This window comes from Solwaraspora sp. WMMA2101 (genome assembly GCF_049179175.1).
In the GTDB taxonomy this organism is placed as follows: Bacteria; Actinomycetota; Actinomycetes; order Mycobacteriales; family Micromonosporaceae; genus Micromonospora_E.
The window spans coordinates 2248882-2273844 of the sequence record NZ_JBMHMA010000006.1; the positions used below are offsets into that span (position 1 = coordinate 2248882).

At 65.5% G+C, this 24963-nt stretch carries 22 protein-coding genes; 13 read left to right on the plus strand and 9 right to left on the minus strand.

Annotation, left to right across the window (positions count from 1 at the left end):
- Positions 1-55: 55 nt before the first annotated feature.
- Positions 56-286 carry a GPP34 family phosphoprotein gene (locus tag ACN28F_RS10940; RefSeq protein ID WP_421357624.1) on the minus strand — a complete coding sequence of 77 codons (231 nt, stop codon included), beginning with the start codon at positions 284-286 and terminating at the stop codon, positions 56-58.
- A 344-nt stretch (positions 287-630) separates the two neighbouring features.
- Between ACN28F_RS10940 and ACN28F_RS10945 the strand changes: the two genes are divergently transcribed.
- From ACN28F_RS10945 to ACN28F_RS10980, 8 genes are all read left to right on the plus strand, one after another.
- Positions 631-1665 (plus strand): metal ABC transporter substrate-binding protein, encoded by a 1035-nt coding sequence (locus ACN28F_RS10945; protein ID WP_421357625.1) that lies wholly within the window; start codon positions 631-633, stop codon positions 1663-1665.
- A 3-nt stretch (positions 1666-1668) separates the two neighbouring features.
- Positions 1669-2031 (plus strand): hypothetical protein, encoded by a 363-nt coding sequence (locus ACN28F_RS10950; RefSeq protein ID WP_289207924.1) that lies wholly within the window; start codon positions 1669-1671, stop codon positions 2029-2031.
- A 55-nt stretch (positions 2032-2086) separates the two neighbouring features.
- Positions 2087-3490: an IS701 family transposase gene (locus ACN28F_RS10955; RefSeq protein WP_421357626.1), complete on the plus strand. Its 1404-nt coding sequence runs from the start codon at positions 2087-2089 to the stop codon at positions 3488-3490.
- A gap of 90 nt (positions 3491-3580) precedes the next feature.
- Positions 3581-4969: an IS701 family transposase gene (locus tag ACN28F_RS10960; RefSeq protein WP_421357627.1), complete on the plus strand. Its 1389-nt coding sequence runs from the start codon at positions 3581-3583 to the stop codon at positions 4967-4969.
- Positions 4970-5208: 239 nt separating this feature from the next.
- Entirely contained in the window at positions 5209-6531 is a 1323-nt protein-coding gene (locus ACN28F_RS10965) for an IS701 family transposase (RefSeq protein WP_421356934.1), read from the plus strand.
- The gene (locus ACN28F_RS10970; RefSeq protein ID WP_289207927.1) at positions 6528-7856 is read left to right on the plus strand and encodes a non-ribosomal peptide synthetase; all 1329 of its coding nucleotides are present in this window, start codon (positions 6528-6530) and stop codon (positions 7854-7856) included. The genes ACN28F_RS10965 and ACN28F_RS10970 overlap by 4 nt, the downstream gene beginning before the upstream one ends.
- A gap of 81 nt (positions 7857-7937) precedes the next feature.
- Positions 7938-9191, plus strand: coding sequence for an MFS transporter (locus tag ACN28F_RS10975; protein ID WP_289211111.1), 1254 nt, complete (start codon positions 7938-7940; stop codon positions 9189-9191).
- 73 nt (positions 9192-9264) lie between these two features.
- Complete coding sequence (locus ACN28F_RS10980) at positions 9265-9525, plus strand: pentapeptide repeat-containing protein (RefSeq protein WP_289207928.1); 261 nt, start codon at positions 9265-9267, stop codon at positions 9523-9525.
- Between the two features lie 192 nt (positions 9526-9717).
- Here the strand turns inward: ACN28F_RS10980 and ACN28F_RS10985 are convergent, their stop codons facing one another.
- From ACN28F_RS10985 to ACN28F_RS11000, 4 genes are all read right to left on the minus strand, one after another.
- Positions 9718-10458, minus strand: coding sequence for a GOLPH3/VPS74 family protein (locus ACN28F_RS10985; RefSeq protein ID WP_421357628.1), 741 nt, complete (start codon positions 10456-10458; stop codon positions 9718-9720).
- Complete coding sequence (locus ACN28F_RS10990; protein ID WP_421357629.1) at positions 10455-10712, minus strand: flavin reductase; 258 nt, start codon at positions 10710-10712, stop codon at positions 10455-10457. The genes ACN28F_RS10985 and ACN28F_RS10990 overlap by 4 nt, the downstream gene beginning before the upstream one ends.
- Positions 10709-10966: a hypothetical protein gene (locus tag ACN28F_RS10995; RefSeq protein WP_421357630.1), complete on the minus strand. Its 258-nt coding sequence runs from the start codon at positions 10964-10966 to the stop codon at positions 10709-10711. The genes ACN28F_RS10990 and ACN28F_RS10995 overlap by 4 nt, the downstream gene beginning before the upstream one ends.
- Positions 10967-11030: 64 nt before the next feature.
- A complete protein-coding gene (locus ACN28F_RS11000; RefSeq protein WP_421357631.1) occupies positions 11031-11444 on the minus strand; it encodes a DivIVA domain-containing protein in 414 nt (137 codons plus the stop codon).
- A 943-nt stretch (positions 11445-12387) separates the two neighbouring features.
- On the opposite strand from ACN28F_RS11000, the gene ACN28F_RS11005 reads away from it, so the two are divergent.
- Both ACN28F_RS11005 and ACN28F_RS11010 read left to right on the plus strand, forming a co-directional pair.
- Positions 12388-13707: a hypothetical protein gene (locus tag ACN28F_RS11005; protein ID WP_421357632.1), complete on the plus strand. Its 1320-nt coding sequence runs from the start codon at positions 12388-12390 to the stop codon at positions 13705-13707.
- Positions 13704-14579, plus strand: coding sequence for a phosphotransferase enzyme family protein (locus ACN28F_RS11010; protein WP_421357633.1), 876 nt, complete (start codon positions 13704-13706; stop codon positions 14577-14579). Before ACN28F_RS11005 ends, ACN28F_RS11010 begins: the two co-directional genes overlap by 4 nt.
- A gap of 313 nt (positions 14580-14892) precedes the next feature.
- Here ACN28F_RS11010 and ACN28F_RS11015 read toward each other — a convergent pair whose 3' ends face one another.
- Positions 14893-16368, minus strand: coding sequence for a Fic family protein (locus ACN28F_RS11015; RefSeq protein WP_421357634.1), 1476 nt, complete (start codon positions 16366-16368; stop codon positions 14893-14895).
- A gap of 847 nt (positions 16369-17215) precedes the next feature.
- Between ACN28F_RS11015 and ACN28F_RS11020 the strand changes: the two genes are divergently transcribed.
- Both ACN28F_RS11020 and ACN28F_RS11025 read left to right on the plus strand, forming a co-directional pair.
- The gene (locus ACN28F_RS11020) at positions 17216-18232 is read left to right on the plus strand and encodes a hypothetical protein (RefSeq protein ID WP_421357635.1); all 1017 of its coding nucleotides are present in this window, start codon (positions 17216-17218) and stop codon (positions 18230-18232) included.
- Complete coding sequence (locus ACN28F_RS11025) at positions 18229-18924, plus strand: 2'-5' RNA ligase family protein (protein WP_421357636.1); 696 nt, start codon at positions 18229-18231, stop codon at positions 18922-18924. Before ACN28F_RS11020 ends, ACN28F_RS11025 begins: the two co-directional genes overlap by 4 nt.
- Positions 18925-19405: 481 nt before the next feature.
- Here ACN28F_RS11025 and ACN28F_RS11030 read toward each other — a convergent pair whose 3' ends face one another.
- A complete protein-coding gene (locus tag ACN28F_RS11030; protein ID WP_421357637.1) occupies positions 19406-20146 on the minus strand; it encodes a hypothetical protein in 741 nt (246 codons plus the stop codon).
- A gap of 528 nt (positions 20147-20674) precedes the next feature.
- Between ACN28F_RS11030 and ACN28F_RS11035 the strand changes: the two genes are divergently transcribed.
- Positions 20675-23248 carry a DEAD/DEAH box helicase gene (locus ACN28F_RS11035; protein WP_421357638.1) on the plus strand — a complete coding sequence of 858 codons (2574 nt, stop codon included), beginning with the start codon at positions 20675-20677 and terminating at the stop codon, positions 23246-23248.
- Between the two features lie 11 nt (positions 23249-23259).
- Here ACN28F_RS11035 and ACN28F_RS11040 read toward each other — a convergent pair whose 3' ends face one another.
- Both ACN28F_RS11040 and ACN28F_RS11045 read right to left on the minus strand, forming a co-directional pair.
- A complete protein-coding gene (locus ACN28F_RS11040; RefSeq protein ID WP_421357639.1) occupies positions 23260-24099 on the minus strand; it encodes an abortive infection family protein in 840 nt (279 codons plus the stop codon).
- A gap of 218 nt (positions 24100-24317) precedes the next feature.
- A complete protein-coding gene (locus tag ACN28F_RS11045; protein ID WP_421357640.1) occupies positions 24318-24653 on the minus strand; it encodes a DUF3459 domain-containing protein in 336 nt (111 codons plus the stop codon).
- Positions 24654-24963 lie beyond the last annotated feature (310 nt).

Consider the following 24963-nt stretch of genomic DNA (forward strand, 5'->3'; position numbering starts at 1 on the left):
CCGCCCAGCCGCGCCTCAAAGGCAGGCAACGGCTCACCGCGCTGTAGGCGTACGGTCAGCCGGGCCAGGCCCAGGCGGCCCGGTTCATGTCCGCCGGCACATGGACCACGGCGGTGGTCAGCAGCCGGCGGCGTACCATCCGCGGCCGGACCACCCCCGCCGCCGCCAAACGGTGCGCGACCTGGCCGTGAGCCCGCGGCGCCAACAATGCCAACCACGTTCCTACCCGCCGGCGTAGCGGCTCCGCCTCCAGCCAGCGCAGGATCCAGCCGCCGAGCGCGTCCACCGGCACATGACCATCAGCTCCGCGAGGGCCGGCTCGCACGGCCACGGCCGGCGGCAGGCCCGACACCGCCACGAAGTTGTCGCCAGGATGCAGCTCCGCTGCCGCGCGCGCACCAGGTGAATCAGGATGGGTCGGTGCACCTCCAGACGGAGTCCGGTTCTTGACAGTCAGCCGCCCAAGTGCTCCGCCAGGGTGCGATTCGAGCCTCTGAGCTGGGCTGCAACTGGACTGGCCCACAGCAGCTATCTGATCGAGGACGCGCGATCATCCGTTCGTACAACTGATAGTCATTTCGGTTAGCCGTAACGTAGTGGCCCACGGCCCCCCAGACAAGGAGGACTGCGATGGCGCGCTGGCGACCGGCAGCCGTGCTGGCACTGCTGAGCGTGCTGGCCGTAGTCGGCGGTTGCGTGGACGAAAATGAACCACCTCCACCGCGACACCAGCTCGATGTCGTCGTCAACATCTTCCCAATTCACTGGTTGGCCGAGCAGATCGGCGGCGATGTCGTCTCCGTACAGTCGATTGAGGCAGAGCCGCACGAGCACGGCGACGAAGCCGACCACGAGACCCAACTGTCCGAGCCAGACAAGGAGCTGATCCGGCAGGCTGACGCAAACCTATTCGCTGGCAACATGTCCTCTGACCTGCGCAAGACGCTCACTGACTGGCAACAAAAGAACCCAGAAGCGCGCCTCTACGATATCTCCGAGCTCAAAAAGCTCGACCTGAAACCAGGCCCACCTGAGCTGGCGGAAGACCTGGTCGCCGACGGCTTGGACCCGCATTTCTGGATGGATCCCCTGCGGATGACACACGCCGCACAATGGGTGAATAACCAACTCCTCTCCGCAGTTTCCCTGGATGAAGCACTCAAGACATCCGCGCCGGAGTACAGGGAGGAGATGCAGGGTCGGCTCGAAGACGTCAAAGAAACGCTCGAGAAGCTGCACGACGAGCTCGACGACCCGATCCTGAAAGGGTGCAGCGGCCGGTCCATCGTGCCTGAGCACCCGGCGTTCATGTACCTGGCCGAGCAGTACGACCTGCATCAGTTCGCCGTATCGAGTCTGTGGAGCAAGGACCTAACCCCCCAGGTACGCAGCCAACGGGAGAAGGATCTCGAGGAACTCTTCCGGTCCGACCCGAAGCCTGCGTTCTTCTACACCATCGACAAGGATCTCAGCAACAAGGACCGCAACGAGTTGTCCAGACTCGCCAGCGAGTATGGCGAGACACCCGGCTTCCTCGATTCACTGGAAGAGAGACCCGCGCTCACCGATCCAGACGGCAAGAAGATCGATGACTATCCTGAGGCCATGCGGGCGAACGCGCGCAACATCGCGACCGAGTTTCGATGCGGCTATGCAGGGAGTTGAGCGATGTCCGTTGTCGTCACCTCGGTGATCGGAGTTGTCGCGGTCGCACTGATCCTCGTGGCCGTCATCCCCTGGTACACACAGCAACGGCTCCGGGGCGCGGACGACAAAGCCTACGAACGGTTCACAGCCGCCACCGAACTCCGACGCGTCGTGGTCGAGGCGACCGTCGCGGTGCTGCTGCTCGTCGGCGCGGTCACGGCGATCAACGAGTACCGCGCGACCAAGGCCCGTCAGGACAGCGAACGGTTCGCGCAAGTCATCGAGCTGCTGGGATCGCCAGACGCGCCCACCCAGATCGGCGCCGTCTACGGCATGGAAGGTGTCGCTAGTACGGCAGCCGCCATTAGGGCTGTGACCAGGTAGGACGCGTTGGCAGGGTGGTGCAACGTAGACGCAGCCGCCTGTTGATCATGTGTTTGTGAGGACTACAAGATCGAAGGCGGCTGCTGCTGCCAGGGTAGCGGCCGACCGCGCTGAGCGCGCACGGGCCGAGCTGTTGGAGCGAACGCGGTCCTGTTTCGTCCAAGTGCGGACGTGGCTGCACGCGGGCCGGTACGTGTCGGCGCTGGTCAGCAGGATGCCGAAACGCAACGGGTGGACCATCGCCGAGCATGTCGGGGATGCCACGCCGGACCGGACCCAGCGGTTGTTGAACAGGGCGGTGTGGGACACCGAGGGTATGGCGAGCCAGGTACGGCGGTACGCGGCGGCCGGGTTGGACACCGCTGCCGGCCGTCGGCGGCGGCGTGGGCTGGCGGTCGGGGCGTTGGACGAGACCGGGCACCCGAAGCAGGGCACGGCGACGGCCGGGGTGAAACGGCAGTACATGGGCTGCGCCGGTCGGGTCGCCAACGGCATCAACACGGTCCACCTGGCCTATGTGCGGGAACGGACCGGGCACGCCCTGGTCGCAGCCCGGCGGTGGATCCCCGCCGAGCAGATCACCGACCCGGACACCGCCGCGCGGACAGGGCTGCCGACGGACACGCAGTTCCGCACGAAGGGCCAACTCGCGATCGACCTGTGCACCCACGCCTACGCCGACGAGCTGACCTTCGACGTGATCTGCGGTGACGAGGTGTACGGCGGCTGCACCGAACTGAGGGAGTTCCTCGAAGCCCGTGGGCAGGCGTACGTGCTGCGGGTCGCCTCGACGTGCGTGATCCAGACGCCGTCCGGTGACAGGCTGACCTGCGCGCAAGCCGTTACGGAACTCGCCGGCAGGCGCGGTCGTGGCTGGCAGGTCCGCTCGGCCGGTGCCGGGTCGAAGGGACACCGCTGGTACGCGTGGGCATGGATCGCCACCGCCTCACCCCGCCACCACCTCCTCGTGCGCCGTCACCTGGCCACCGGCGAACTGGCGTTCCACTACTGCTTCGTGCCCGAGGGGCAACCGGTGGTCGTGTCGCGGCTGGTCCGCGCCGCCGGGCTGCGGTGGCCGGTCGAGGAATGCTTCGAGTTCGGCAAGGACCACTTCGGCCTGGACCAGTGCCAGGCCCGCCTCCACGACGCGATCGCCCGGCACACCGTACTGGTCATGGCCGCTCTCGCCGTCTGCGCGGTCACCGCCGCGCGGTTACGCCACCGCACCGACAGCCAGGCACCCCCACCGGTCACACCCGACCAGCCGCCACCGGCCGAGCCCGGACTGATCCCACTGACCGTGCCCGAGATCGGACGGCTTCTCGCCGACGTCCTCCACCACCCACAACCACCCGACCACGCCCTCAACTGGCTGACCTGGCGACGACGACACCAGGCCCGCGCCCGCTGGTTCCACCAACGCACCCGCCTCAACCGCGAATACGCCCTGGTCAACTAGCAAATGGCGGCTGCCGTACTAGTAGTACTTTGTTAGGTCGTTGTGGCGTGTCGCTTGTGCGGGCATCTCGGCGGTGTTTGGCTGCGGTGCGTGGATGAGCTGGATCTGGTTCGGGTACGGGCGCAGTTGGAGGACTTCGCGGCCGGGGTGTTCTCGGGAATGCGACGGTCGGACCAGCGGGCGACCGGTCTGCGGTATCTGCGTGGGCTGATGCTGGACGGCCGGCGCAAGTCGATGCAGCCCATGGCGCAGCGGCTCGGGGTCGACCACCAGCAGTTGCAGCAGTTCCTGACCTCGTCCACCTGGGACGTCGCCGGCGTGCGGCGGCGGACGGCCACGGCCGCGGTCGACCTGGTCGAACCGCGGGTGTGGGTGGTCGACGACACCGGATTCCCGAAGGACGGTAGGGCCTCGGCGTGTGTGGCCCGGCAGTACTCCGGCACCCTCGGCAAGGTCGCCAACTGCCAGATCGCCGTGAGCGTCCACGCCGCGACCGACACGGCGTCGGCGGTGCTGAACTGGCGACTGTTCGTGCCGGAGTCCTGGGACGAGACCTGCGTGCCAGGCCCGGACGGCAAGCCCGAGAACACGCACGCCCGCAGGCTGCGCCAGCAACCGGTCACCCTCGACCAGGCCGGGGCGAAGAAGCCACACGCACGGGTGCGGCTGCCGCCCGCCGAGCAGATCGATCAGATCCGCAGACGCCGGGCGGCATCGAAGGTCCCCGACACCGAGCGGTACCGGCCGAAGTGGATGATGGCCCTGGAGATGCTCGACGAGCTGGCCGAGTGGGGGCTGCGTCCGCCGCTGCTGACCGCCGACGCCGGCTACGGCCAGGTCGCCGAGTTCCGTCAGGGCCTGACCGAACGCGGTATCGCCTACATCGTGGCGACCACCTCGTCCACGACCGCGCAACCCGGCGACGCCCACCCCGTGCCGGTGCCCTACGCCGGTGTCGGTAAGCACCCCACACCGCGCTACCCCCAGCCGGCCCGCAGCCTGAAAGACCTGGCCCTCGCTCACGGCGCCGACGCCGCGCGTCTGGTGCGCTGGCGTCCCCGGCAACCCACCCGTGACCGCAGCCCGGACCGGCCCGCCGGCGAGCTGTCCGGGCACTTCCTCGCAGTACGGGTGCGTCCCGCCGGCCGGGTGATCCGACGCGGATCACAGTGCGGCGATGACGGCGTCCTGCCCGAATGCTGGCTGCTCGTGCAATGGCCTCCCGGCCACGACGAACCCAGCGACTACTGGCTGTCCGACCTGCCCACCGACACACCACTCGCCGACCTGGTCCGCCTGGCCAAGAGCCGCTGGCGCGTCGAGCACGACTACCGCGAACTCAAGACCGCCCTCGGCCTTGACCACTTCGAGGGCCGCTCCTGGATCGGCTGGCACCGCCACGTCACTCTCGCCACGGCCGCCCAACTGTTCCTCACCCGACTACGGACAGCCCGCCCGAAAGCGGCGGGGCGGACCTGAGCCTGTACACCGTCCTACGCGGACTGCAGTACCTACTCGCGACCTGGCTCGGGTTCTGCCCCCTCTGCCACCAACTGGTACCGACCTAACAAAGTACTACTAGTAGGGCAGCCGTACTTCGTGACCTGACCGGTGCGGTGGGGTGTGGACGGACAGGGTGTGCGGCGACGGAGACGGCCACCGCATGATCGTCCGGTGTTGTGTGGACAACGAAGGATCACGAGGTGGCCGCAGCGGCCATGGTAGAGGCCGGTCGTGTCGAGGAGAACCTCGCCACGCTGATGGGAGACCTCGGCGCGTGTTTCGCCCGGGTCGAACCACTACGGCAGGCCGGCAAGTACGTCCGTGGCCTGATCGCCGACCTGCCACGCAAGAACTGCTGGACCCTCGCCGAACACGCCGGGGACACCACCCCCGACCGGATGCAACGACTCCTCGAACGCGCGGTCTGGGACACCGACAAGGCGATGGGCGTGGTCCGTGACTTCGCCGTGGCACGCCTGGCCGACCCGGACGGCGACAACACGCTGATCTTCGACGAGAGCGGCGTGGAGAAGACCGGCACCGGCACGTGCGGCGTGACCCGCCAGTACGTGGGCTGCGCGGGAAAGGTCACCAACGCCGTCAACCTGGTCAACGCCACCTACGCCACCCGCGCCGGCCACGCCCTGGTCGGCTCCCGCCTGTGGATCCCCGCCGCCCACCTCGACGACGACGCCCGCCGCGCCGCCACCGGCGTCCCCGCCGACACCGAGTTCGCGACCAAACCCCGACTCGCCACCGACCTGCTCACCGAGACACTCGACGCCGGCGTACCCGTGCGGTGGTGCACCGCCGACGCCGTCTACGGCCGGGACCGGCGACTACGCGACACCTGCGAGACCCGGGGAATCGGCTACAGCCTCGGCGTGCCGTGCTCGTTCCGGATCACCCTGCCCGGCTGGAAGACGAAGATCCGCGCCGACACCGCTGCCACCACCCTGACCACCGACACCGCCTGGCAGACCATGTCCTGCGGGGCGGGTTCCAAAGGCGACCGCTGGTACGCGTGGGCGTGGATCGCCACCGCCAGCCCCCGCCACTACCTGCTCGTACGCCGGAGCCTGGCTGACCCCGACGACCTGGCCTACTTCTACTGCTGGATACCGGAGCGCCTTCCGGCGACCCTGACCGCGTTGGTGAGGGTGACCGGCCGGCGGTGGACGATCGAGGAGGACCACGGCTTCGGCAAGGACCACTTCGGGTTCGACCAGTTCCAGAACCGCCTCCACACCCCGATCATGCGGCACATAGTGCTGGTCATGGCCGCGCTCGCCGTCTGCGCGGTCACCGCCGCCGACGCCGCGGCCGGGACCACGCCACCACCCCGACCCACCCACCCCAGCGAACCACCACCGGCCGACCTCGGACTCGCCCGGCTGACCGTGGTCGAGATCAAACGGCTGTACAACCTCGCGACCAGAGCCTGGCACAGCCTCGAACACCATCTCCGCTGGTCCTGGTGGCGCCGCCGCCATCAAGCCCGCGCCCGCTGGTACCACTACCGATCCAGACTCACATGATCAAGTCACGAAGTACGGCTGCCCTACTAGTGTACACCTCGGGGACCACAGGAACACCGAAAGGCGTGGGGGTCTCATATCGAAATGTCGCCGGGCTGATCGCCGCTCTTGGGAGCCTGATTCCGGCTGAAGGTAGGGAGGGTGGTAACGTTATGGCTCCGGCATTCGACGGGTGGCTATGGTCGACCCTCATACCTTTGGCCCATGGTCGGGGAGTGGCACTCGCCGACCCACGCGACGGATTGAACAGTCTCTTTGGAGGTACTGTCGATATCGTTACCGCGACGCCGTCACTGCTGGCGGCGCACGAGCCGCCTGCTAAGAGCGCCGGGCTGCGGACGGTCGTATCCGCAGGTGAAGCGTGCCCTCCCGCCGTCGCGCAGCGGTGGTCCGATGGCCGCCGTTTCATCAACGCATACGGTCCTACTGAGACGACGATTTGCGCGACGTGGGCCGACACTGAAGCGGGTGACGACCCGGAGACGATCGGTCGACCTTTGCCAAACTATCGCCTTCAAGTGCTCAACAGCGATCTCCAACCGGTTCCGAATGGATCCGTTGGCGAGCTGTTCATTTCGGGTGTCGGCGTTGGCCGAGGCTACCGAAATCAGCCGGGCCAGACAGCTTCCCGGTTCCTGCCCGATCCGACTCGAGCCGGAAGCCGGATGTATCGCACAGGTGATTTGGTGCGGACCCGGCCGGACGGGGCGTTGGAATTCGTTGGGCGTGCCGATCAGCAGATCAAGATCCGCGGCTACCGAGTAGAACCTGCGGGCGTCGAGGCCATCGCCCGAGCCGTGCCCGGGATCCGAACTGCGGTCGCGTTCGGCATTCCGGATTCCGGAGGAACTTCCCTCGGACTGGCCGTGGTCCCCGACCAGTCGGTGGAGGACTCGATCGAGGGACAGGTACTCACCAAGTTGCAGGCCGCTCTCCCCGACTACATGATCCCGACGCGAACGATCGTTCTGCGCGAACTGCCGCTCACGGTTGCCGGTAAGGTGGATGACGCGAAGCTGGCTCAGCTTGGCAGTCAAGCCGATCAGCGGACAACGGACGGAACAGTCCCCTCCTCCCCCAACGAGCTCCTGATCTCCCAGATCTGGTCCGAGGCCCTCGAGAAGCCAGTGGAAACCATCGAGGCAAACTTCTTCGAGCTCGGAGGCCACTCGTTGATCGCTGCCCGGGTCGTTGCTAGGCTTCGTTCCGCCACCGGAGTGAAGGTCACCATGCGTCAGCTCTTCGCGGCGCCGACCGTCCAGTCCCTAGCGACGACATTGGATCGGCTAGCCGGCGAACAAGCGCCTACAGTGTTGCGGCGCTAGGACTTGACGACAAGCCGGCACTCCGGTACTTCGGGACGAAGTCGGGAGGCTATCATCGACACACGGCAGAACGTCAATCCAATCACCCCTGAGAAAGAAGGTCCGTCAGGCACAGGCGGTTCGGAGCGACGTCGCCTACCTAGATCGTATCTGATATGGCTTGCCGGGATCCTCGCCTCACTCGTCGGGAACTCCTTGTTCTACTTCGCGCTCGGTTGGTCGGCGAGCGCGTACGGGGGAGCAGTCGCGGGCCTCGTTCTCACAACGATTACGCTACCTCGGGTGCTGTTGCTCCTGTTCGGTGGAGCGGTCGGCGATCGGATGAGTGCACGACGGGTTCTCATCCTTGGCGACGCAACGATGCTGGTGCTCTCCGTCGTCCTGGCCGCAACGGCTTTCCACCTCGGAACACCGCCGTGGTTGCTTATCGTTGCCGGCACCTTTGTCGGGATCGTCGATGCCTTCTACCTTCCTGCGTCCGGTTCGATGCCTCGCCGTCTGGTAGACAAGAACCAACTCGCTCAAGCCCTGGCGCTCCGCAAGGTAGGCGGTCAGCTGGTCGCGTTGGGTGGCGGCCCCCTTGGCGGAATCTTGGTCGGGTTGGCCGGGCTGGCCGGTGCCGCTTTGGTCAATGCGGTGACGTTCGCGGTAGTGCTGGTCGTGCTGATCACTATTCGGCCGCAGTCGGATAGGACCGAGGTTGGGTCGAGTAGAGGGTTGTTGGAGGATGCCTTCGACGGAGTCCGAGTCGGCTTTCGCGACCCCCTTTTACGGCCCGCATTGCTCCTGACCGGAGCGGCCGCAGGATTCCTTCTACCCGTATTGCCCCTGCTCGTCCCGTTGCTGGCGCGTCAGGAGCATTGGGGAGTGGCAGTCGCCGGCCTAATACTGGGCTCCCAGAGTATCGGTATGGTCGCTGTCACTTTGGCCGTCGTCCGCCGCGGCTCGCTCGGTCGTCCCGGCCTGCTCTCTACGTGGGGTCTCATCACCGCCTGTGTCGGAGTTCTGGGGCTGGCGGTGGCTCCCAGCGCCGCGGTCGCTATCGGCGCAGGACTGGTCATGGGGGTCGGGAACGGCATGTTCGTCTCGCATATCACTCCGCTCATCTTGGCCGAAACACCGGACACCCATCTATCCCGGATACAAGCCCTGTTGACCCTGCTTCAAGCGCTTGCTCTGCTCGTCATGAACAACGTACTGGGCAACATTGCCTCGCACTGGAGTGTGACAGCTGCGGTTGTGATCTGTGCTCTTGCGGGCATGGGTACCGGCCTACTCGGCCTCGTCTCCGCGCCGCTTCGCACTGCCCGCGCCGACTCTACAGACTCGGCGTGACACTGCCTACGGCGGATCAGTACCGGCCACGCCACCGAGGAGCGATCCGGCGGACGTCGTTGTCGACCCGGTCGTGCAGGCGGCGATTCGAGTCCTCGGCAGGGTTCCCTATCGCGAAGACCGCCGGCTGGATCTGAGCCGCTCCAATCTGCGCGGCATCGACCTGCTCGGCGGCGACTTCCGTAACACATCCTTCGACGAATCCAACTTGTTTCAGATCAATGCGTCCGGAGCGGATCTACGCGGGGCGAGCTTCAACGGTGCGGTCAGCGGCCGAGAGCTCTGCGACGCCCGCCTGGGTGACAACCGAGGACTGCCCGCCGATGACTGCTGAAGTGAGCGGTATCAAAAGCCCGTTTGCTGAAGGTGCCTAACCGCCTTCGCCAGGGTGCCGGCCGTTCGGAACGTATATAGCCGTTCCCCCGGTCGGTCAGGTAGACGACCTGCCGGACTCAGGTGTCTCGCGCGCCGCAGCGGCGAGCCGGCCCTCAACCGGATCGGCAACTCAGCCGACCGCCGTTCTGTGTCAACCCGGCTCACCGCAGTGGCGGCGGTGGGCGGCGCCGTCGAGGCGGTGGCGGGCGATGGTGAACAGTTCGGCGATCTCGGCCGGCAACCGGGCTGCGGTCTCCCGGTGCAGATGCCGGCGGGCCGCCGCCGGCAGGCCGGTGAGCACGAAGTCGTCCAGCCCGGTCACCAGACACAACCCGCCCAGCCGCGCCTCAAACGCCGGCAACGGTTCGCCGCGCTGTAGGCGTACGGACAGGCGAGCCCAGGCCCAGGCGGCCCGGTTCATGTCCGTCGGCACATGGACCACGGCGGTGGTCAGCAGCCGGCGGCGTACCGTCCGGGGCCGGACCACGCCCGCCGCGGTCAGCCGCCGCGCGACCTGGCCATGCGCCCGCGGCGCCAACAACGCCAACCACGTCCCTACCCGCCGGTGTCGCGGCTCCGCGTCCAGCCAGCGCAGGATCCAGCCGCCGAGCGCGTCCACCGGTACGTGCCGCGCGGCCAGCCACAACCGGCCCTCGTGCACCCGCAACGCGCCCGCGTCGACCAGGTCGGCCAGCAGCGCGGCGGCCAGACCGTACCCGACCGGCCCGGCAGGCAGACGCGGCCGACCCGTCACATCATCGGCCGCCAACAGGAAGAACTCGTCCGCCAGCAGCGGCGACCGGCCCCGTACCGCCACAGCCGGCACCGGCACCCCACCACCGGACGCAACAGCGGCGGCGGCCGTGGTGGCCTGGGTGCGGTAGACCGTCATGCCGGCTCCCGCCGCCGCGCCCAGGCGATGAACCGCGCGTACGTCTGCTCCGGAGTCAGGCCGGGCAGGTCACGGGCGGCTTCGGCGGCGAGCTGGGCCACGTACATGCATCGGCCGATCCGGTCAAAGCTCGCCATCAGCTCCGCGCGGGCCGGCTCGCACGGCCACGGCCGGCGGCAGGCCCGACACCGCCACGACGGACGCCACGCCACATGCCCGACCCGGCCCACCACGGCCACCACCCGCGCGGTCACCGCCGCACCCGCCGCCGCGCCCGGCCGGGCCACACCCAGGTCCGCCGCAGGGTCACGGTCCGCGCCGGCTGCGGCGCCCACCGACGCCCGGCCGCCTCGACCTGCGCGGGCAGCAGCCCGCCGGTCGGACACGCCGGGCAGGTCAGGGTACGGCCGCAGCCGGGACACCAGCGGTGCCGATGCCGGCACAAACTGAACCCGACCACCGCGCCGACCAGCACCGCGATCGTGGCGGCGAGCACCACATCCAGCATCAACGTACCTCTCTCCCTGCATCGTCCACTGTGTCAACCGGCCGGCGGGTCCGGGTCGACCGGATCAGGCCGGCATCCCGGCCTGGAACTGCCGCGACTGCCAGTCCCGCAACGCCTGCTTGATCCGCACGTTCTCGTCCCGGGTGACCGCCAACTCGGCCCGCACCGCCGTCAACTCGTCGGCGACCAGGTGCAGGAAGGCGCGTACCTCGGTCGGGTCGCAACCGCGCCGGGTGCGGACCGCGAACCGCCGGTCGCGGACCAGCCCGGCGCTGATCGACGGCCGCACCACACTGGCGCCGTAGTAGAGGTGGGTGCCGGCGTTGCCGCCGCGCCGGGCCGGCGGACGCGACCCACCGCCAGCAGCGGCGGCGGGAGGCCGGGCGGCTGGGCGGGCCTGGTTGGCGAGGCTGGCGAGCAGCCGGGACTGCCGCCGGGTACGCCGAGGGAACAGGACAAGGTCGAGAAGTCTGCGCACGGGTGGGACCGCCCTTTCGAAGGTCACGGGATCGCCGCTACATCGCGGTTCGGTGGGGAAGGTGGGATGGGCGACCCGACCCCGAACGGGGGCGCGGAGGTCGGGCCGCCCGCCCTGCACACGCAGCCACAAACGGCGGTACGCCCACAGGGCCGCTGGTACGGGCGCCCGACGGCTCATGTCCCGCCGAACGCCGACAATCGGGGTTCACTTCTGGGTTGCGTGCAGTGGCCGGCGGTGCCGCGTGCACCGGCTCGGCCGGGGGCGTCGATGGGGGTCGCCGAGGTAGCGCCGATCGTCGAAGGAGCAGCTGAGCGCCGCTCCACGAGGGTCGACGCCACCCCGGCGGGTCTCCCGCAAAGGCCGAGCTGGGGCACGATTTCGGCATGCCCGCACGTCAGTTCGAGCCGCACTACCGGCGCATCATGGCCGACATCCGGCAGCGCATCCTCCGGCACGACCGGGACTTCGTCGTCGGGCAACCGGGGCGGCACGCACCGCGTCCAGCATCACAACCCCTTTCTGGGTACGTCCACTGTGTTGGCCGGTGGGTCTGGGCTTTCGCGGGGCCTGCCGCCGCCGGTCACGGGGGCTTCCCGGCGGCGGCAGGCCGCGTCGGGGTCCGGCAACATCAGCGGTACGGCGTCCGTGCCGAACCCCGCACACACCGTTGCCGATGACTGACCGGCTGCGGTAGGCGTCCTGCCCGGGACGGGGTGACGCTCCCGCACCACTGGAAGGGATGCTTCCCGTTGCGGGAACCATCCCCTGCCTCCCCTCTTGACAATTCTCCGTTGACGTATTCCCTGGCAGGATCAGAAATTGCTCGACGCAGATGGTTGAAGGCGGCATTCACCAGGTGGGATACTGTCCAAAATCGATTACCGCCACAGGCAGTTCGCGCCAAGCACGCATCAGTTGAGCGCCACACTTCGGGGGTGTCATGCAGAACCATCCGCTCACCGCAGCACGCGAACGCCTGGGCCTGACCCGCCGGCAACTCGCCGACGCCGTCAACAAGATCCTCTACCCCGACCCCGGACAAGCAGCCCACAGCGCCTTCACCGCCAACTACCTGGGCAAACTCGAAAACGGCAAGATCCGCTACCCCGCCGAGGACTACCGCACCGCTCTGCGCATCGTCCTCAACGCCGACACCGACGACGAACTCGGATTCCGCCGTCGGGAAATCAGCATGCGAACGAAAGGCATGCTCGCCGTTCGATCAAATCGATACGAGTCCCCGGCAACAGGGCTGAGTCCAGCCGCTGCGTCGTTGACATCCGACGCCATCCCGTTGATGTCGTTGCTCGGTCCACCGGTCGTCGACGAGTTGCCGCGTCAGGTCAGTCAGGAACACATCACCCAGGTTCTTGAGGCAGCGGAGATCTTCGAGCAGTGGGACAACGCGCACGGCGGCGCGCTGGTCCGGGAGATCGCCGACGACAAGCTGCATCGCATGTCCCGGCTGCTGGAGGTGAGCTGCCCGGCGCACCTACGCCCCGCGCTGCACAAAGCGCTGGCCCAGTTGGCGGGAGTCGTGGCGTTCATGCTCTTCGACGCCTACCACCACGAGGCGGCCCGGCAACGGTTCACGTTCGCCCTGCGCTGCGCCAGCATCGGCGGCGGCTGGCACCAGCGCGCGATGCTGCTGTCCAGCCTGGCCCGGCAGGCGGTGTGGTGCGGTCAGCCCGACGACGGGCTCACCCACATCGAAATGGCCCTGGTCCGCGCCGACTGGCTCACCGCTTCCGAGCGCGCCATGCTGCACACCGTACGAGCACGGGCACTCGCCAAACTCGGGCCGGGCCGAGCACAGGAGGCGCTGGCCGCCGTCGGTGCCGCCGACGAAGCGTTCGCGCACGCCGCACCGGCGGAGGACCCGCCGTGGATGTGCTTCTACGACGACGCCCAGCACCACGGCGACACCGCCCACGCACTATTTGACGTGGCCCTGCACACCAGACTCGTCACGGAGTCGGCCGACCGATTCGCCTACTCGGTGGAGCACCATCTTCCGGCGTACCTGCGGTCCAGGGCGATCTCCCGGATCAAGCTCGCCTCCCTCACGATGGTGCAGGGTGACCCGCTGGAGGCCGTGGCGATCGGCAACCTGGCCCTCGACGACGCCGGGCCGGTCCGGTCGCTGCGCGCCGCCGACGACCTGCGGGAGCTGCACCGGATGGCCGGGCAGCACGGCAAGCTCACCGAAGTAGAGGAGCTGCGCGCCCGGATCCGGGAGACGGTCGGAGCCGTCGCATGACGGACCCGCAGGAAGCGCTGCTGCTCGCCTGCCAGCAGGTCGGGGTCGACGCGACCGGTGCTGAGCTGATCCGGTCTGCGGAGAACGTCATCTACCGGCTGCCCGGCGGCATCGTCGCCCGCGTCAGCCGCGACGGGCAACTCGCCACCGCAGGCAAGGAAGTCCGGGTGTCCCACTGGCTCAACGAATCCGGGATACCGGCGGTCCGCGCGATCGAGGACCTGCCGCAACCAGTCGCGGTCGACGGGCGAGCAGTCACCTTCTGGCACGAGCTGCCGCCGCATCGGGAAGGCAGCATCGGCCAGCTGGCCCAGGTGCTGCAACAGCTGCACCGCCTACGACCCCCGGCGAGTCTCGACCTGCCTCCGCTGGCACCGTTCGTACGCCTGGAACAGCGCATCGCCGAGGCGACCGTGTTCGCAGCCGACGACCGCGCCTGGCTGCTCGATCACCTCCACGGCTTGCAGGAGCGCTACCGCAACCTTCCCCCCGGCCTCCCCCATGGTGCTGTGCACGGCGACGCCTGGGCCGGCAACATCGTCGACACCGACGCCGGACCCGTCGTGCTCGACCTCGAACGGTTCGCCTTCGGCCCGCCCGAGTGGGACCTGGTCTCCGTCGCCGTCGACCACCTGACCTTCAGCGCCGAGTACGCACCCGGCTGGACCGAGTTCTGCCGGCACTACGGCTACGACGTCACCGGCTGGCCTGGGTGCTCGGTGCTCCGCGACGCGCGAGAGCTGCGCAAGGTCACCTTCGCCGCTCAACTCGTCCGAGACAACCCAGCCCTACGCGACCAGGCGCACTACCGCCTCGCCTGCATCCGCGGCGAACAGGGCGACCGCCCCTGGGGCTGGCAACCGCTCCCGTGATCATTAGTCGCAGTCTTGGATCAAGTGTTGATCAAGGCCGAGGTTGGTTCCAGATCGCCAACGCTCGCCACCCGGCCAACCCGATGCCGGGAACAGCAGCGCGGCCTACCCAACCTCGACCTCAACCTCGACCTAGTCCCGCCGGCCACCCGCTAATCACGGTGCAGCGGCTCACCACCGCTGAGCAAAGTCCCACCCGACGTGGCCGCAGCGTTGGTCAACCACGGACGCTGGCGGTGCGTCGATCTCTCTCCCCCCCCATCCCGGTGAAGGTCAACCACTCGCCTGGCTCAACGGACACTGGGCCGGCCGCTTACGCGAGCGCTTGAGTGAACTTAGCAATCGACGCCGACAGACAACTATCAATCAAATGGTCGACCTGAGCCCAGACTGAATCCAAAGTAAGCTCACCCGTGATGGCTACCTGATCAAACTCGCTCGGCTCGAAAATCCACTCATAGGCAGGCGCCTGCCCTTCACCCTCCGTGAATAGCCGCTCCGCTTGAATAATTACTGCACCGACTCCGGTGTCACCCGAACCAACTCGAACGACGGCAACCAAGAGCCTGAGTCGCTCCTCAAGGAGCTTGAGGGTCAATGTGTTCCACCATGAGCCTTCTGACAAATTTGCAAAGAACTGGTGACGCCGAGCCAATTTGACGAGCTGCCCATGGAATTGAAGTGCCTCGGCAGTGCCGACATTGGCGCGCCGAACCCAAACACCAACATTAGAGTCGTTCCGGCGGAAGGCTTGTTCAAGATCAGGGCCGAGAAGCTTGAGCTTAACCTCAATCCTGTCGCTTATCTTGAGAGCCAGTGCCGCTAGAGCCTCCGACTTCTGGCGACGGTTCGCCTGCTGAATGTCAGCAAGTTTAGCCGATGCCGCGCGAGCGACTTCAAGCACCGATCCGGTCGATACCGCCTGCAGCGGTGCCTGAAATTGGCGAATCATTGCTTGACGCTCAAGGTCAGCAAACAGGAGCACCAATGGCTCCAGGTCGCCATCATTTGCCGCATCGAGTTGGTCGATATAGCGGGACCGCATATCGCGACCCACAACCAAAGGCGCGTAGTGCGCCTTAAGTAGCTCCAAGAGCACGAGCGCTCTTGCTACGCGGCCATTTCCATCCTGGAAAGGATGAATTGAAATAAAGCGATGATGCAGCCAGGCTGCACGAATAATCGGATGAGATTGATCATCTTCATAGAACTGAACCAGCGACTCCATCTGATCCTGAACCCGCAACGGCGGACAGTACTCCAGGATTGATCCATCAGGGCGTTTCACATGATTTGGCGCCGCCTTCCATTCGCCATGCAAGAGCTTTGCCTTGACAGGCATTCCCAGGCTATCCGTTGCGTCATACGTTGACTGATGACGAGTTATCAAGGCGTGCAGTTCTCGAACAAAAGAGACCGAAAAGCCCCGGTCACCCCTCGCCGCCTCGCTTACAAATTCAAGCGCTTCGTACTGATCCTTGATGATCGAAAGGGCCTCACTGCCAACCGATCCGCCGGCTCGTTCGATAACACCTTGGCTGATTCCTTCGGCCACAAGCGCTTCGGTAACACCCCAGTCTACATCGTATAGGCGCTCAATGATTCCCGTCTCGATGGCATGCGACCTAAGTGCTCGAAGACGGGTGTCTTGAAAGCTCTCTGGATCGTTTTTCGCCGCCTCGCGCCATGCCTGCTGTAGCGGCTCAAGCTGCCTCAACAGGCTCGCCGTCCGCTCGCCGACCTCAGGGACGCCAGTAATCTCTTCCCAGGAATGATCCTTAGCTGCCACGGGGGCAGTCTACTGATTGCCGCCGACCAGTGGGGTTAGGGTCATTGCCTGCCGGCTCAAAGAGCCCTGAGCTGGCGGTTCTTGCGTAGATGACCTGTGCCCGAGCCAGCAAGATGATCAAGCAGACCTCAACACCTCCTGCTGCAGCCCGCACCAGGATCCGGACCCGACGATCAAGCCGTTACCGCTCGGCCTGCTGTAGGCACCTTGTCCCGCTCAGATCCGGCCCGGCACACCCCGTAGACCGGTAGTCCGGCTTCCACAGAGCCTGCCGTCGTCGGTTGCGGCCGGCTTCCGGCGGTGGCTCGCAGCGCTCCCGCGCTACTGGAAGGGATGCTTCCCGTTGCGGGAACCATCCCCTGCTTCCCCTCTTGACATTCCGTCGTTGACGTATCCCCTGGCAGGGCAAGGAATTGCTCGATACAGATGGTTGAAGACGGCATTCACCGGATGGGATACTGTCCAAAATCGATTACCACCACAGGCAGTTCGCGCCACCACACATCGATCGTGCGCCACACTTCGGGGGTGTCATGCAGAACCATCCGCTCACCGCAGCACGCGAACGCCTGGGCCTGACCCGCCGGCAACTCGCCGACGCAGTCAACAAGATCCTCTACCCCGACCCCGGACAAGCAGCCCACAGCGCCTTCACCGCCAACTACCTGGGCAAACTCGAAACGGCAAGATCCGCTACCCCGCCGAGGACTACCGCACCGCCCTCCGCATCGCCCTCAACGCCGACACCGACGACGAACTCGGATTCTGCAACCCTCGCGCGGTAGCACGGCAGGATGCTGCTGTTGTCGAATCGGAGATCAGTGCCGTCTCCGGCAGCAGGAGGGTTGTGCCCGTTGCCCGTAGCGTCGGTAGTGCCGAAGGGCTGGTCGAGCAGCCCTCGGTCATCCTGGCCCGGATTCGCGAGAACAACGACGCGAGTGTCAACCACGCTCTGCTGGACACTCTGGATCTCTACGTTTCGGATGTCGTCGCACGTTACGAGGAGGAAGGGCCACTCGCGCTCGCCACCGACGTGGTGCGGCAGCGACGCTGGGTGCAGAGCCTCATCCCGCTGCAGATGCAGCCTCGGTACAGCGCCCGGCTGCTCACCATCGCCGGGCAGCTCTCCGGGCTGCTCAGCTACATGTCGGTCAACCTGGGGCGGTTCAGCTCCGCGCGGGCCTACGGGATCGAGGCGTTCCAGCTCGCCGACTACGCGGAGGACTGGGAACTCAAGGCGTGGGTCCGGGGCACGCAGAGCTTCGCCGAGTTCTACGACGGGCAGTACCGCAAGGCGCTTGCTTACGCCGTGGACGGCCGCCGGTTCGCTGGCCGCGGAGCGCAGGCGGTACGCCTCACCATCAACGGCGAGGCACGCGCACACGCGAAGCTCGGCCAGACGCAGGAGGCAGAACAGGCGATCAGCACCGCGTACGAGGTGCTCTCGGACCTGTCACCCGAGCCCGGCATGAGTTCATGCGTCTCGTTCGGCCTCTACAGCGAGGCACGGGTGGCGTCGAACGCGGCGACGGCATACCTGGCGCTGGGACGCACTGAGCAGGTTCTCGACCTGGCCGGCCGCGCGGTCACGATCGTCGACACGTCGCCTTCCGTGTGGAGCCAGGCTCTGGTCCGGCTGGACTTGGCGACCGCGCTGGTAGGCGGGGACCGACCCGACGTCGAACAGGCCGCCGAAGTCGCCCGCCAGGCCATGCGAGCCTGTCAGGACAACCAGATCGAGTCGATACGTCAGCGAACCCGCGACCTCACCACGATGGTTAGGGAGAAGTTCGACGATCCCTGCGCCGAGTCGTTCGTCGACGAGGTGCACACGTGGCTCGACGAAGGCCGAGGGAACCGATGACGATGCAGCCCGGAGCGTTGGACCACGACCACGAACGCCCCTGGGCCAACCAGGAGTGGGCGCGGTTCCAACAGGTCCAGCGGATGGTCAACCACTGGGACCGCCCGGGGTGGACGCCGGGCCGGCGCTCCTACCACTGGCTTGTGATGCTCGGCCACCTCCCAGCCCTTACCGCCATGGCGACCCACTGCCAGGCGCAACTGCGCGACCTACCCCACCTCGACCTGGTCCCACCAGCCAGCCTGCACATCACAATGCAGCGACTCGCCTTCACGGACGAAGTCTCACCCGATGTGGCCACGGCAGTGGTCAACGACGTACGTAGACGCTGCGTCGACTTCCCCGCCATCCCTGTCGAGATCGGCCCGCTCGTCGGGTCGCCCGGAGCAGTCCGCTTCAGTGTCGGTCCGCCGGAGCCGATCAGCAGGCTCCGTAACCTCATTCGCGAGTCTATCGCCGAGGTACGCGGCCCGGCAGCCCTCCGTGAACGGGCAAGCAAGTTCATCCCACACGTCAGCATCGCCTACCACAACACCCCCGCCGACGCGCATCCCCTCATCCAGCGAGTAGCTAGCCTTCGGCACCTCCGCCCAGCCACCACGGTCATCCAGTCCGTTGACCTGGTCGAGCTACACCGCGAGGGCCACCAGTACATCGCGTCACAGCACGCCGAAATCTTGTTGGTCAGCTGATGACCGGATCGTCCGGGCGGTTCACCGAGCAGGCGATGACAGCGGCGACGCATCGGATCGCCGCCGACTCGGCGTAGTCGCGCTCCGCTAGGGCCGCCACACCACCAGCAAGGCTCCTGAACTGCACATCCGGCGACGACCACCACTTGGGTTGAGACTAGCGGGCGTCGCCGTCGGCGAGACACTTCGGCCGGGCCGGCGCACATCAAGCGCTCGCCTCGGCTTACGGTTACGACGTCACCACACTCCAGCCTGGTTGGCCCTCCATGCAGTCCGCGAGTTGGAGACAATCGCCGCCGCCGTACAACTGCTCGCCAGCACAACTGGTACAGCTGACGAGTTTCACATCCGTCCAGCCTCCGCCCGCCAAAAGGACGATCCGCTGAACCCCTATGTTGACCCCAATGCTATCTAGTGCTCCGCGTCTGATGTCATTTTGCGGTTGAGCACGAGACCACGGGAGTGACGCTGTTATGGCCGATCAACATCGACGCGATATCTGCAAAATCGCCTCAAGCTCAGAACACACAAATGCATAGAGTGCACCACCCTCGTGGCATACCAGAGACGGGATCTTCGAGGTCTTCCCGGGCTTATGTGGATAGAAGGTAATTACGGCAGATCCACCTATCCGATACATTGCATGCGTCCGGACGCCGGGATAGTAGTAGGTCTCGATCTCCGCACCGCCCGACTTACGCAGGCTCTCAAATTCCTGCCTGGAACTCTCGATTCGGGATGCCAGCATATCTGAACTAGTCTGCGTTTGACGAGCCAAGCCGTCAATTATAGCCGTGACTTGCGGATCTGACAAGAAGATCCGAATCAGCGCCCCGGGCCTCACCGAAACCTCTTCCAAGAAGGACCGGTTTCTGCTCAGCCACGCACTCCCATGGACAGCAAAGATGTCAACTTGTTTGACCTCTTTAAATAGCGATCGATAGTCGACGTCTAAAAAAGATGCCGCGACTTGCCTGAGGCCAGCCGACTCTATGTCTGCGCCTAGTCGAGTAGCCTCCAAGACCTCGGCAACAAATGCCCGCTTACCGACAAGTTCCCAAAGTGCGCCCAAGCATACCGACGCAACCAAGAGGCCGCCGACGTTCTCAAGGAGAGCCTGCAGAGAAGGGTTCCGCATCCAGGAGGGGGAAGCTCTACCCCCGAGGTGCAATAAGAGAAGCCCCACCAAAAGAGCAGCAAGTGCGATGAGCACGATGCGCAAGGTGAGGATTTTCCGATATGGGCGATACATCCCTCTCCTGTTCCTTTGAAATTCCCGACTGGTCCACATCTAGCCCATCCGCAGGCAACGATATTGCCTCAATCCCGGCATCAGAAGATGCTATGCCCGAAGGCAAGTCACTAAGTGTCGGGAAGTCGACATCACGCATATTCAGACGCGCGGGACTCATGACATCAATCGGAATCGAGTCGATGATGTTGCTACCAACTGCGGCCCGGGTGCGACGCAAGGGCTGCGGTCTGAGGTCGACGTTCACCTACGTGACAGTCCACCTCAGGTGTGATAGAGCGAGCGTCACCGCACGGACCGGCGGCCCAGATCAGGTTGCCCGCCGCAGCTCCGCGCGCATCCAGCGTTCAAGGGCCAGTAGCCGGCTGGCATCCCGCACAACTTCCCTCGGGACGTAGAGCGTGGCACAGTATACGATCACCTAGGTTCTCGTCCCGAGTTGTCGAGAGCCGGACCGGGCAGGGTACCCGACCGAACGAGAGGCAGGCACTGACTGACATGCCGTTCGTAGGCAAAACGCGGAAGACACAGCAGCAGTTCGATACGCCGGAGGAGCTGTACCTCCGGGGTGCGCTACCGCGTACGTCCGACGCCGTCAGTGGGCTGTGGATCCATCAAGGCGATGTACTTCGTACCTATGCCGAGAAGCACGGTTCCACTCCTGACCTTGCACTTGAGCTTCCGACTGGAACTGGCAAAACGCTACCAGGTCTACTGATCGCCGAGTGGATGCGGAGGAAGTCGGAAGGGCCGGTGTTGTATGCTACCCCGACCAAGCAGCTCGCCCGCCAGGTTCTCGCAACGGCTACGACCGAGGGTATGGCTGCCCGACTCCTAGTTGGTAACCATCGCCTTTGGAGCGCAGCTGATGAGGCTGACGTCGATGGCGGCGAGGCGATCGCCATCACGACGTACAGCTCGATCTTCAACAGTAGCCCGAAGCTGCCGGTGCCGCGTCTGATCGTGCTAGACGACGCGCATGCCGGTGAGCAGTTCGTCGGCGAACAGTACGCCATCACAATCCGCCGTTACGGAGCGGAAGCGGTGTATCTCGCTATCCTCGATGTACTCCGACCGTTTCTCTCCGGACTACAGATTCAGCGGCTCCAGGGGCAGCCTGACCCCGGAGCACATCACCAGGTGCGCCTGATTCTTCCTGCCGTCGCGTCAGACGCTCTGCCGAAGCTCGATGTGGCGCTGTCTCAGCTCGGCGAGCCGTACAAGTTCCAGCTCGCCATGATCCGGTCGGGACTCGCCGCCTGCTGCGTCTACCTGTCATATGGAAGCATCCAGATTCGCCCGATGATCCCGCCGACATTCGAAAACAAGGTGTTCTCCGATGCCAGGCAACGCGTCTATCTCTCAGCGACGCTGGGCGCCGGCGGCGAACTCGAACGGGCGTTCGGCCGTGCCGAAATTACTCGGATGCCGTTGCCGACCAAGACGCCGCCGCGGTCCGGTAGGCGTCTGTTCGTCTTCCCTGACCTGGTCCAGGATAACGACGCCGTCAGCCTCACCAGAGAGATCATTGGCATCACGGACAAGGCGCTCGTGCTGACGCAGGAGTCTACGGAGGATACAGAGGATACGGCCCGCGCGCTGGCCGGCGAGGGCATTCCAGTGTTCGGCAAGGATGCAGTCGAAGACGGGCTGTCAACCTTCGTCCAGGCAGAGAAGGGCGTTCTGGGGTTGGCGAATCGGTACGACGGCATGGACCTTCCTGGCGACGCCTGCCGAGTGGTGGTGCTCCTCGGTAAGCCAGACGCTGTCAGCCTGCAGGAAAAGTTTCTGAGCGAGCGCGCTCGCGCAAACGCGGCCCTCTCCGAGCGCATGCGAACCCGCATCGTACAGGGCGCAGGTCGGTGTACCCGTGGTCCGAACGACTACGCTGTTGTCGTGATAGCCGGAACCGATCTCACGCGCTACTTCTCACGCCTTGAAAACAAGACGGCGCTGGAGCCCGAGCTGCAGGCGGAAATCCAGTTCGGCTGGGAAAACAGTAAGAATCAGAACCCAGCTGACATCATTGACAACGTCCGCACCTTCCTCGAGCACGGTGCCGACTGGCGCGAGGGCGGCGAGCCACTCGTCGCCGAGTTCCGGGAGGAAGCCGAAAAGATCGACCCGCCCGGCGCCGTCGCACTTGGCGAGTCGGCGAGGCTTGAGGTCAGCGCCTGGCAGCTAGCGTTCGGAGAGAACTGGATCGAGGGAAGCCGGCAGCTCGAAGAGGCCGCTCGCACGGTCGGCAAGGGTGCTGAAGTGACTCGCGGGTATCGTGCGCTACTCCTCTACATTGCCGGAGTCTGGCTACACCTCGGCGCTGAGAGCGAAGCGCACAGGGCACACGCTCGTCAGCTGATCCGTGACGCCGAGAGGGCGACTCGCGGCACCTGGTTCAAGGAAATGAAGGACCTTCCTGACACAGAGGAAGTGTCGCTGGCCGGCGCAGACACCGTCGCAATCAACGCCATCGTGGCCCGGCTGATGGGTCAGCTCAAGCCGAACAAAATCAAGGTTGATCTACAGGCCATGTGTGCGGGTCTCGCCCAGGACAACGCTGCTCCGTACGAAGAGGCCCTGACGACACTTGGGACCTACCTCGGCGCCAACGCTTTCAAGCCCGCCGGGCAGGGACGCTGTGACTCGGCTTGGCTCTGGGACACCGCGATGTGGCTGACGATCGAGGCCAAGTCTGAACAGCACTCCGACGGATTTCTTCCGCTGAAGGACATCCGACAGGCCAATACCCAGATCGATCAGCTAGCAGCAGATCAGGGCTTGGATCACCCGCCGGCCGGCAGCCCGACGCTACTCGTCTCTGACCGGCTAACCGTCGCGCCTGAGCATGCGCCGGTCGCGAACCCTAATGTCTATCTAGCATCCACCGAGACAGTTAGGCAGATTGCCGGTGACGTCGATGCCGTGTGGAGAGATCTCCTTGCCACGACGGCTCAACAAGAGCCGGTGCACATCTTCCGGCGCCATGTGCAGGACCTTCTTACAGAGAACGGATGTCTGCCAACGCAGGTGCTCGACCGCCTCATGCAGGAACGGATCAGACCCGGCGAGTAAGAGACTTACTCTTAATGCCGGTGCCCGTGCTCACCTATTTCCGGTGCAGATGGAAGTTCCACCGCGTGGCCGGCATCCTGCATCACGGAATCCACTGCGGATTTCCTCCATGGTGCGTTCGGATCTGTAAGGGTGTCTAGGAGGAGTTGACACCAAGTCCGTGCAGCTCCGACGGCTAGGTGCGCGTGTCTAGCGTGTAGCCCTTGACGGGCGTCGGCGCGTCCGTGGCCGGTGCCCCAGCCCTCGTTGCGTAGCTCGTTTACACCGAGCGCGACCGTCATCAGCCCACCGAGCACCCGCTTGACCGACGAGCTACCGTCAGGGCCGGCTGCTTGCTGCGGGTGAAGTCGCAGTTCACGTTGGGCGAGGTCAACCAAGGCGGGAAACTTGATTGTCTTCTCGTCAAAGGTAATCCCGATCTCTACGAGAACTGTCTTTGCTGTGGCTTCGATCAGTTCCTTCGCCGAACCAATAGCCTGTGCAGGGTCCTGCGGCAGGGCACGATCGATACGCTCGAAGGAATCTAAAATAGCTGCCGGATCACGCAACCCCACCAGCGAACGAGGGAGGCTCAGTGGCAGAGGCGTTGGTAGCTTCAATCGACTGTCATTACCTAGCTTGAACCCATAACGTTCTAGAAAAGTTCGGGCCGCGTCCAACGCTTCATCCGTCAGCGCAGTCAACAGCGTCTCGTACACACGAAGGACACGCTCAACCTGTACAGGATCCGTCCAATCGACGTTGTCTTCGTACTCGCGCCAGAGCCCACGGCGGACACCTTGTTCATCATTCGGGTCGCCAGACGGAATGAACCCCTCGTCCTGCCACATGTTCGCGATCTCGCGATGCACGGACCACCCGGAGGCAAGATCACGGAAGTAGCGTCGGACTGGAACCGGTACGAGCGGACGAACACCCACGGACGGGAATCCTATCGGAGTCTGAACCCGCACGGTCAACGCGATATCGCCATGCGTCTCAGATCGGTAGTAGCCCGTGAGTCAGCTTCCGGCAACAGCATTCGAACGTGGTTGGTACGGAGCTCATGGTCCTGCCGAGGGAGGGTGCGTCAGGGGAGGCGCCAGAGTTGGAAGGTCGGGCCGTCGGCTGGCAGGGTCAGGGTGCCGTCGGCGGCCGGGCGTAGCGGTGGTGCGCCGCCGTACAGATTGACCAGTGCCGGAGCAGCAGCGGACGGCAGGGCCACCAGACCCGTCAACCGCACCGGAGCACCCGACGCCCGCCGGGCCAACGCCAACACCGACCCGGACGGCGACTCCCGCAGATAGACCAGGGCGTCGTCATCGGCGTACACCCAACGCAGCCCACCGTGCCGCAGCTCCGGCACCTCCCGACGCAACGCCACCAACGCCCGGTACACCCCGAACGCCGCCAACGCCGTCGACATGACGAGACCGGCGCACCCCGTGGATCGGTAGACGTGGCTTCCGCGGAGTCTGCCGCCGTCGGTCGCGGCGGTTTCCGGCGGCGGGTGGCTGTGCTCCGCGCTACTGGAAGGGATGCTTCCCGTTGCGGGAACCATCCCCTGCTTCCCCTCTTGACATTTCCGCGTTGACGTATTCCCTGGCAGGGACAGGAATTGCTCGACGCAGATGGTTGAAGGCGACATTCACCAGGTGGGATACTGTCCAAAATCGATTACCGCCACAGGCAGTTCGCGCCACCACACATCAGATCGTGCGCCACACTTCGGGGGT

Bases quoted from the DNA above. Each gene is read 5' to 3' on its own strand.
- ACN28F_RS10945 (WP_421357625.1), top strand. From the start codon at position 631: ATGGCGCGCTGGCGACCGGCAGCCGTGCTGGCACTGCTGAGCGTGCTG.
- ACN28F_RS10950 (WP_289207924.1), top strand. From the start codon at position 1,669: ATGTCCGTTGTCGTCACCTCGGTGATCGGAGTTGTCGCGGTCGCACTG.
- ACN28F_RS10965 (WP_421356934.1), top strand. From the start codon at position 5,209: ATGGTAGAGGCCGGTCGTGTCGAGGAGAACCTCGCCACGCTGATGGGA.
- ACN28F_RS10970 (WP_289207927.1), top strand. From the start codon at position 6,528: ATGATCAAGTCACGAAGTACGGCTGCCCTACTAGTGTACACCTCGGGG.
- ACN28F_RS10985 (WP_421357628.1), bottom strand. From the start codon at position 10,458: ATGACGGTCTACCGCACCCAGGCCACCACGGCCGCCGCCGCTGTTGCG.
- ACN28F_RS10995 (WP_421357630.1), bottom strand. From the start codon at position 10,966: ATGCTGGATGTGGTGCTCGCCGCCACGATCGCGGTGCTGGTCGGCGCG.
- ACN28F_RS11005 (WP_421357632.1), top strand. From the start codon at position 12,388: ATGCAGAACCATCCGCTCACCGCAGCACGCGAACGCCTGGGCCTGACC.
- ACN28F_RS11010 (WP_421357633.1), top strand. From the start codon at position 13,704: ATGACGGACCCGCAGGAAGCGCTGCTGCTCGCCTGCCAGCAGGTCGGG.
- ACN28F_RS11025 (WP_421357636.1), top strand. From the start codon at position 18,229: ATGACGATGCAGCCCGGAGCGTTGGACCACGACCACGAACGCCCCTGG.
- ACN28F_RS11035 (WP_421357638.1), top strand. From the start codon at position 20,675: ATGCCGTTCGTAGGCAAAACGCGGAAGACACAGCAGCAGTTCGATACG.
- ACN28F_RS11045 (WP_421357640.1), bottom strand. From the start codon at position 24,653: ATGTCGACGGCGTTGGCGGCGTTCGGGGTGTACCGGGCGTTGGTGGCG.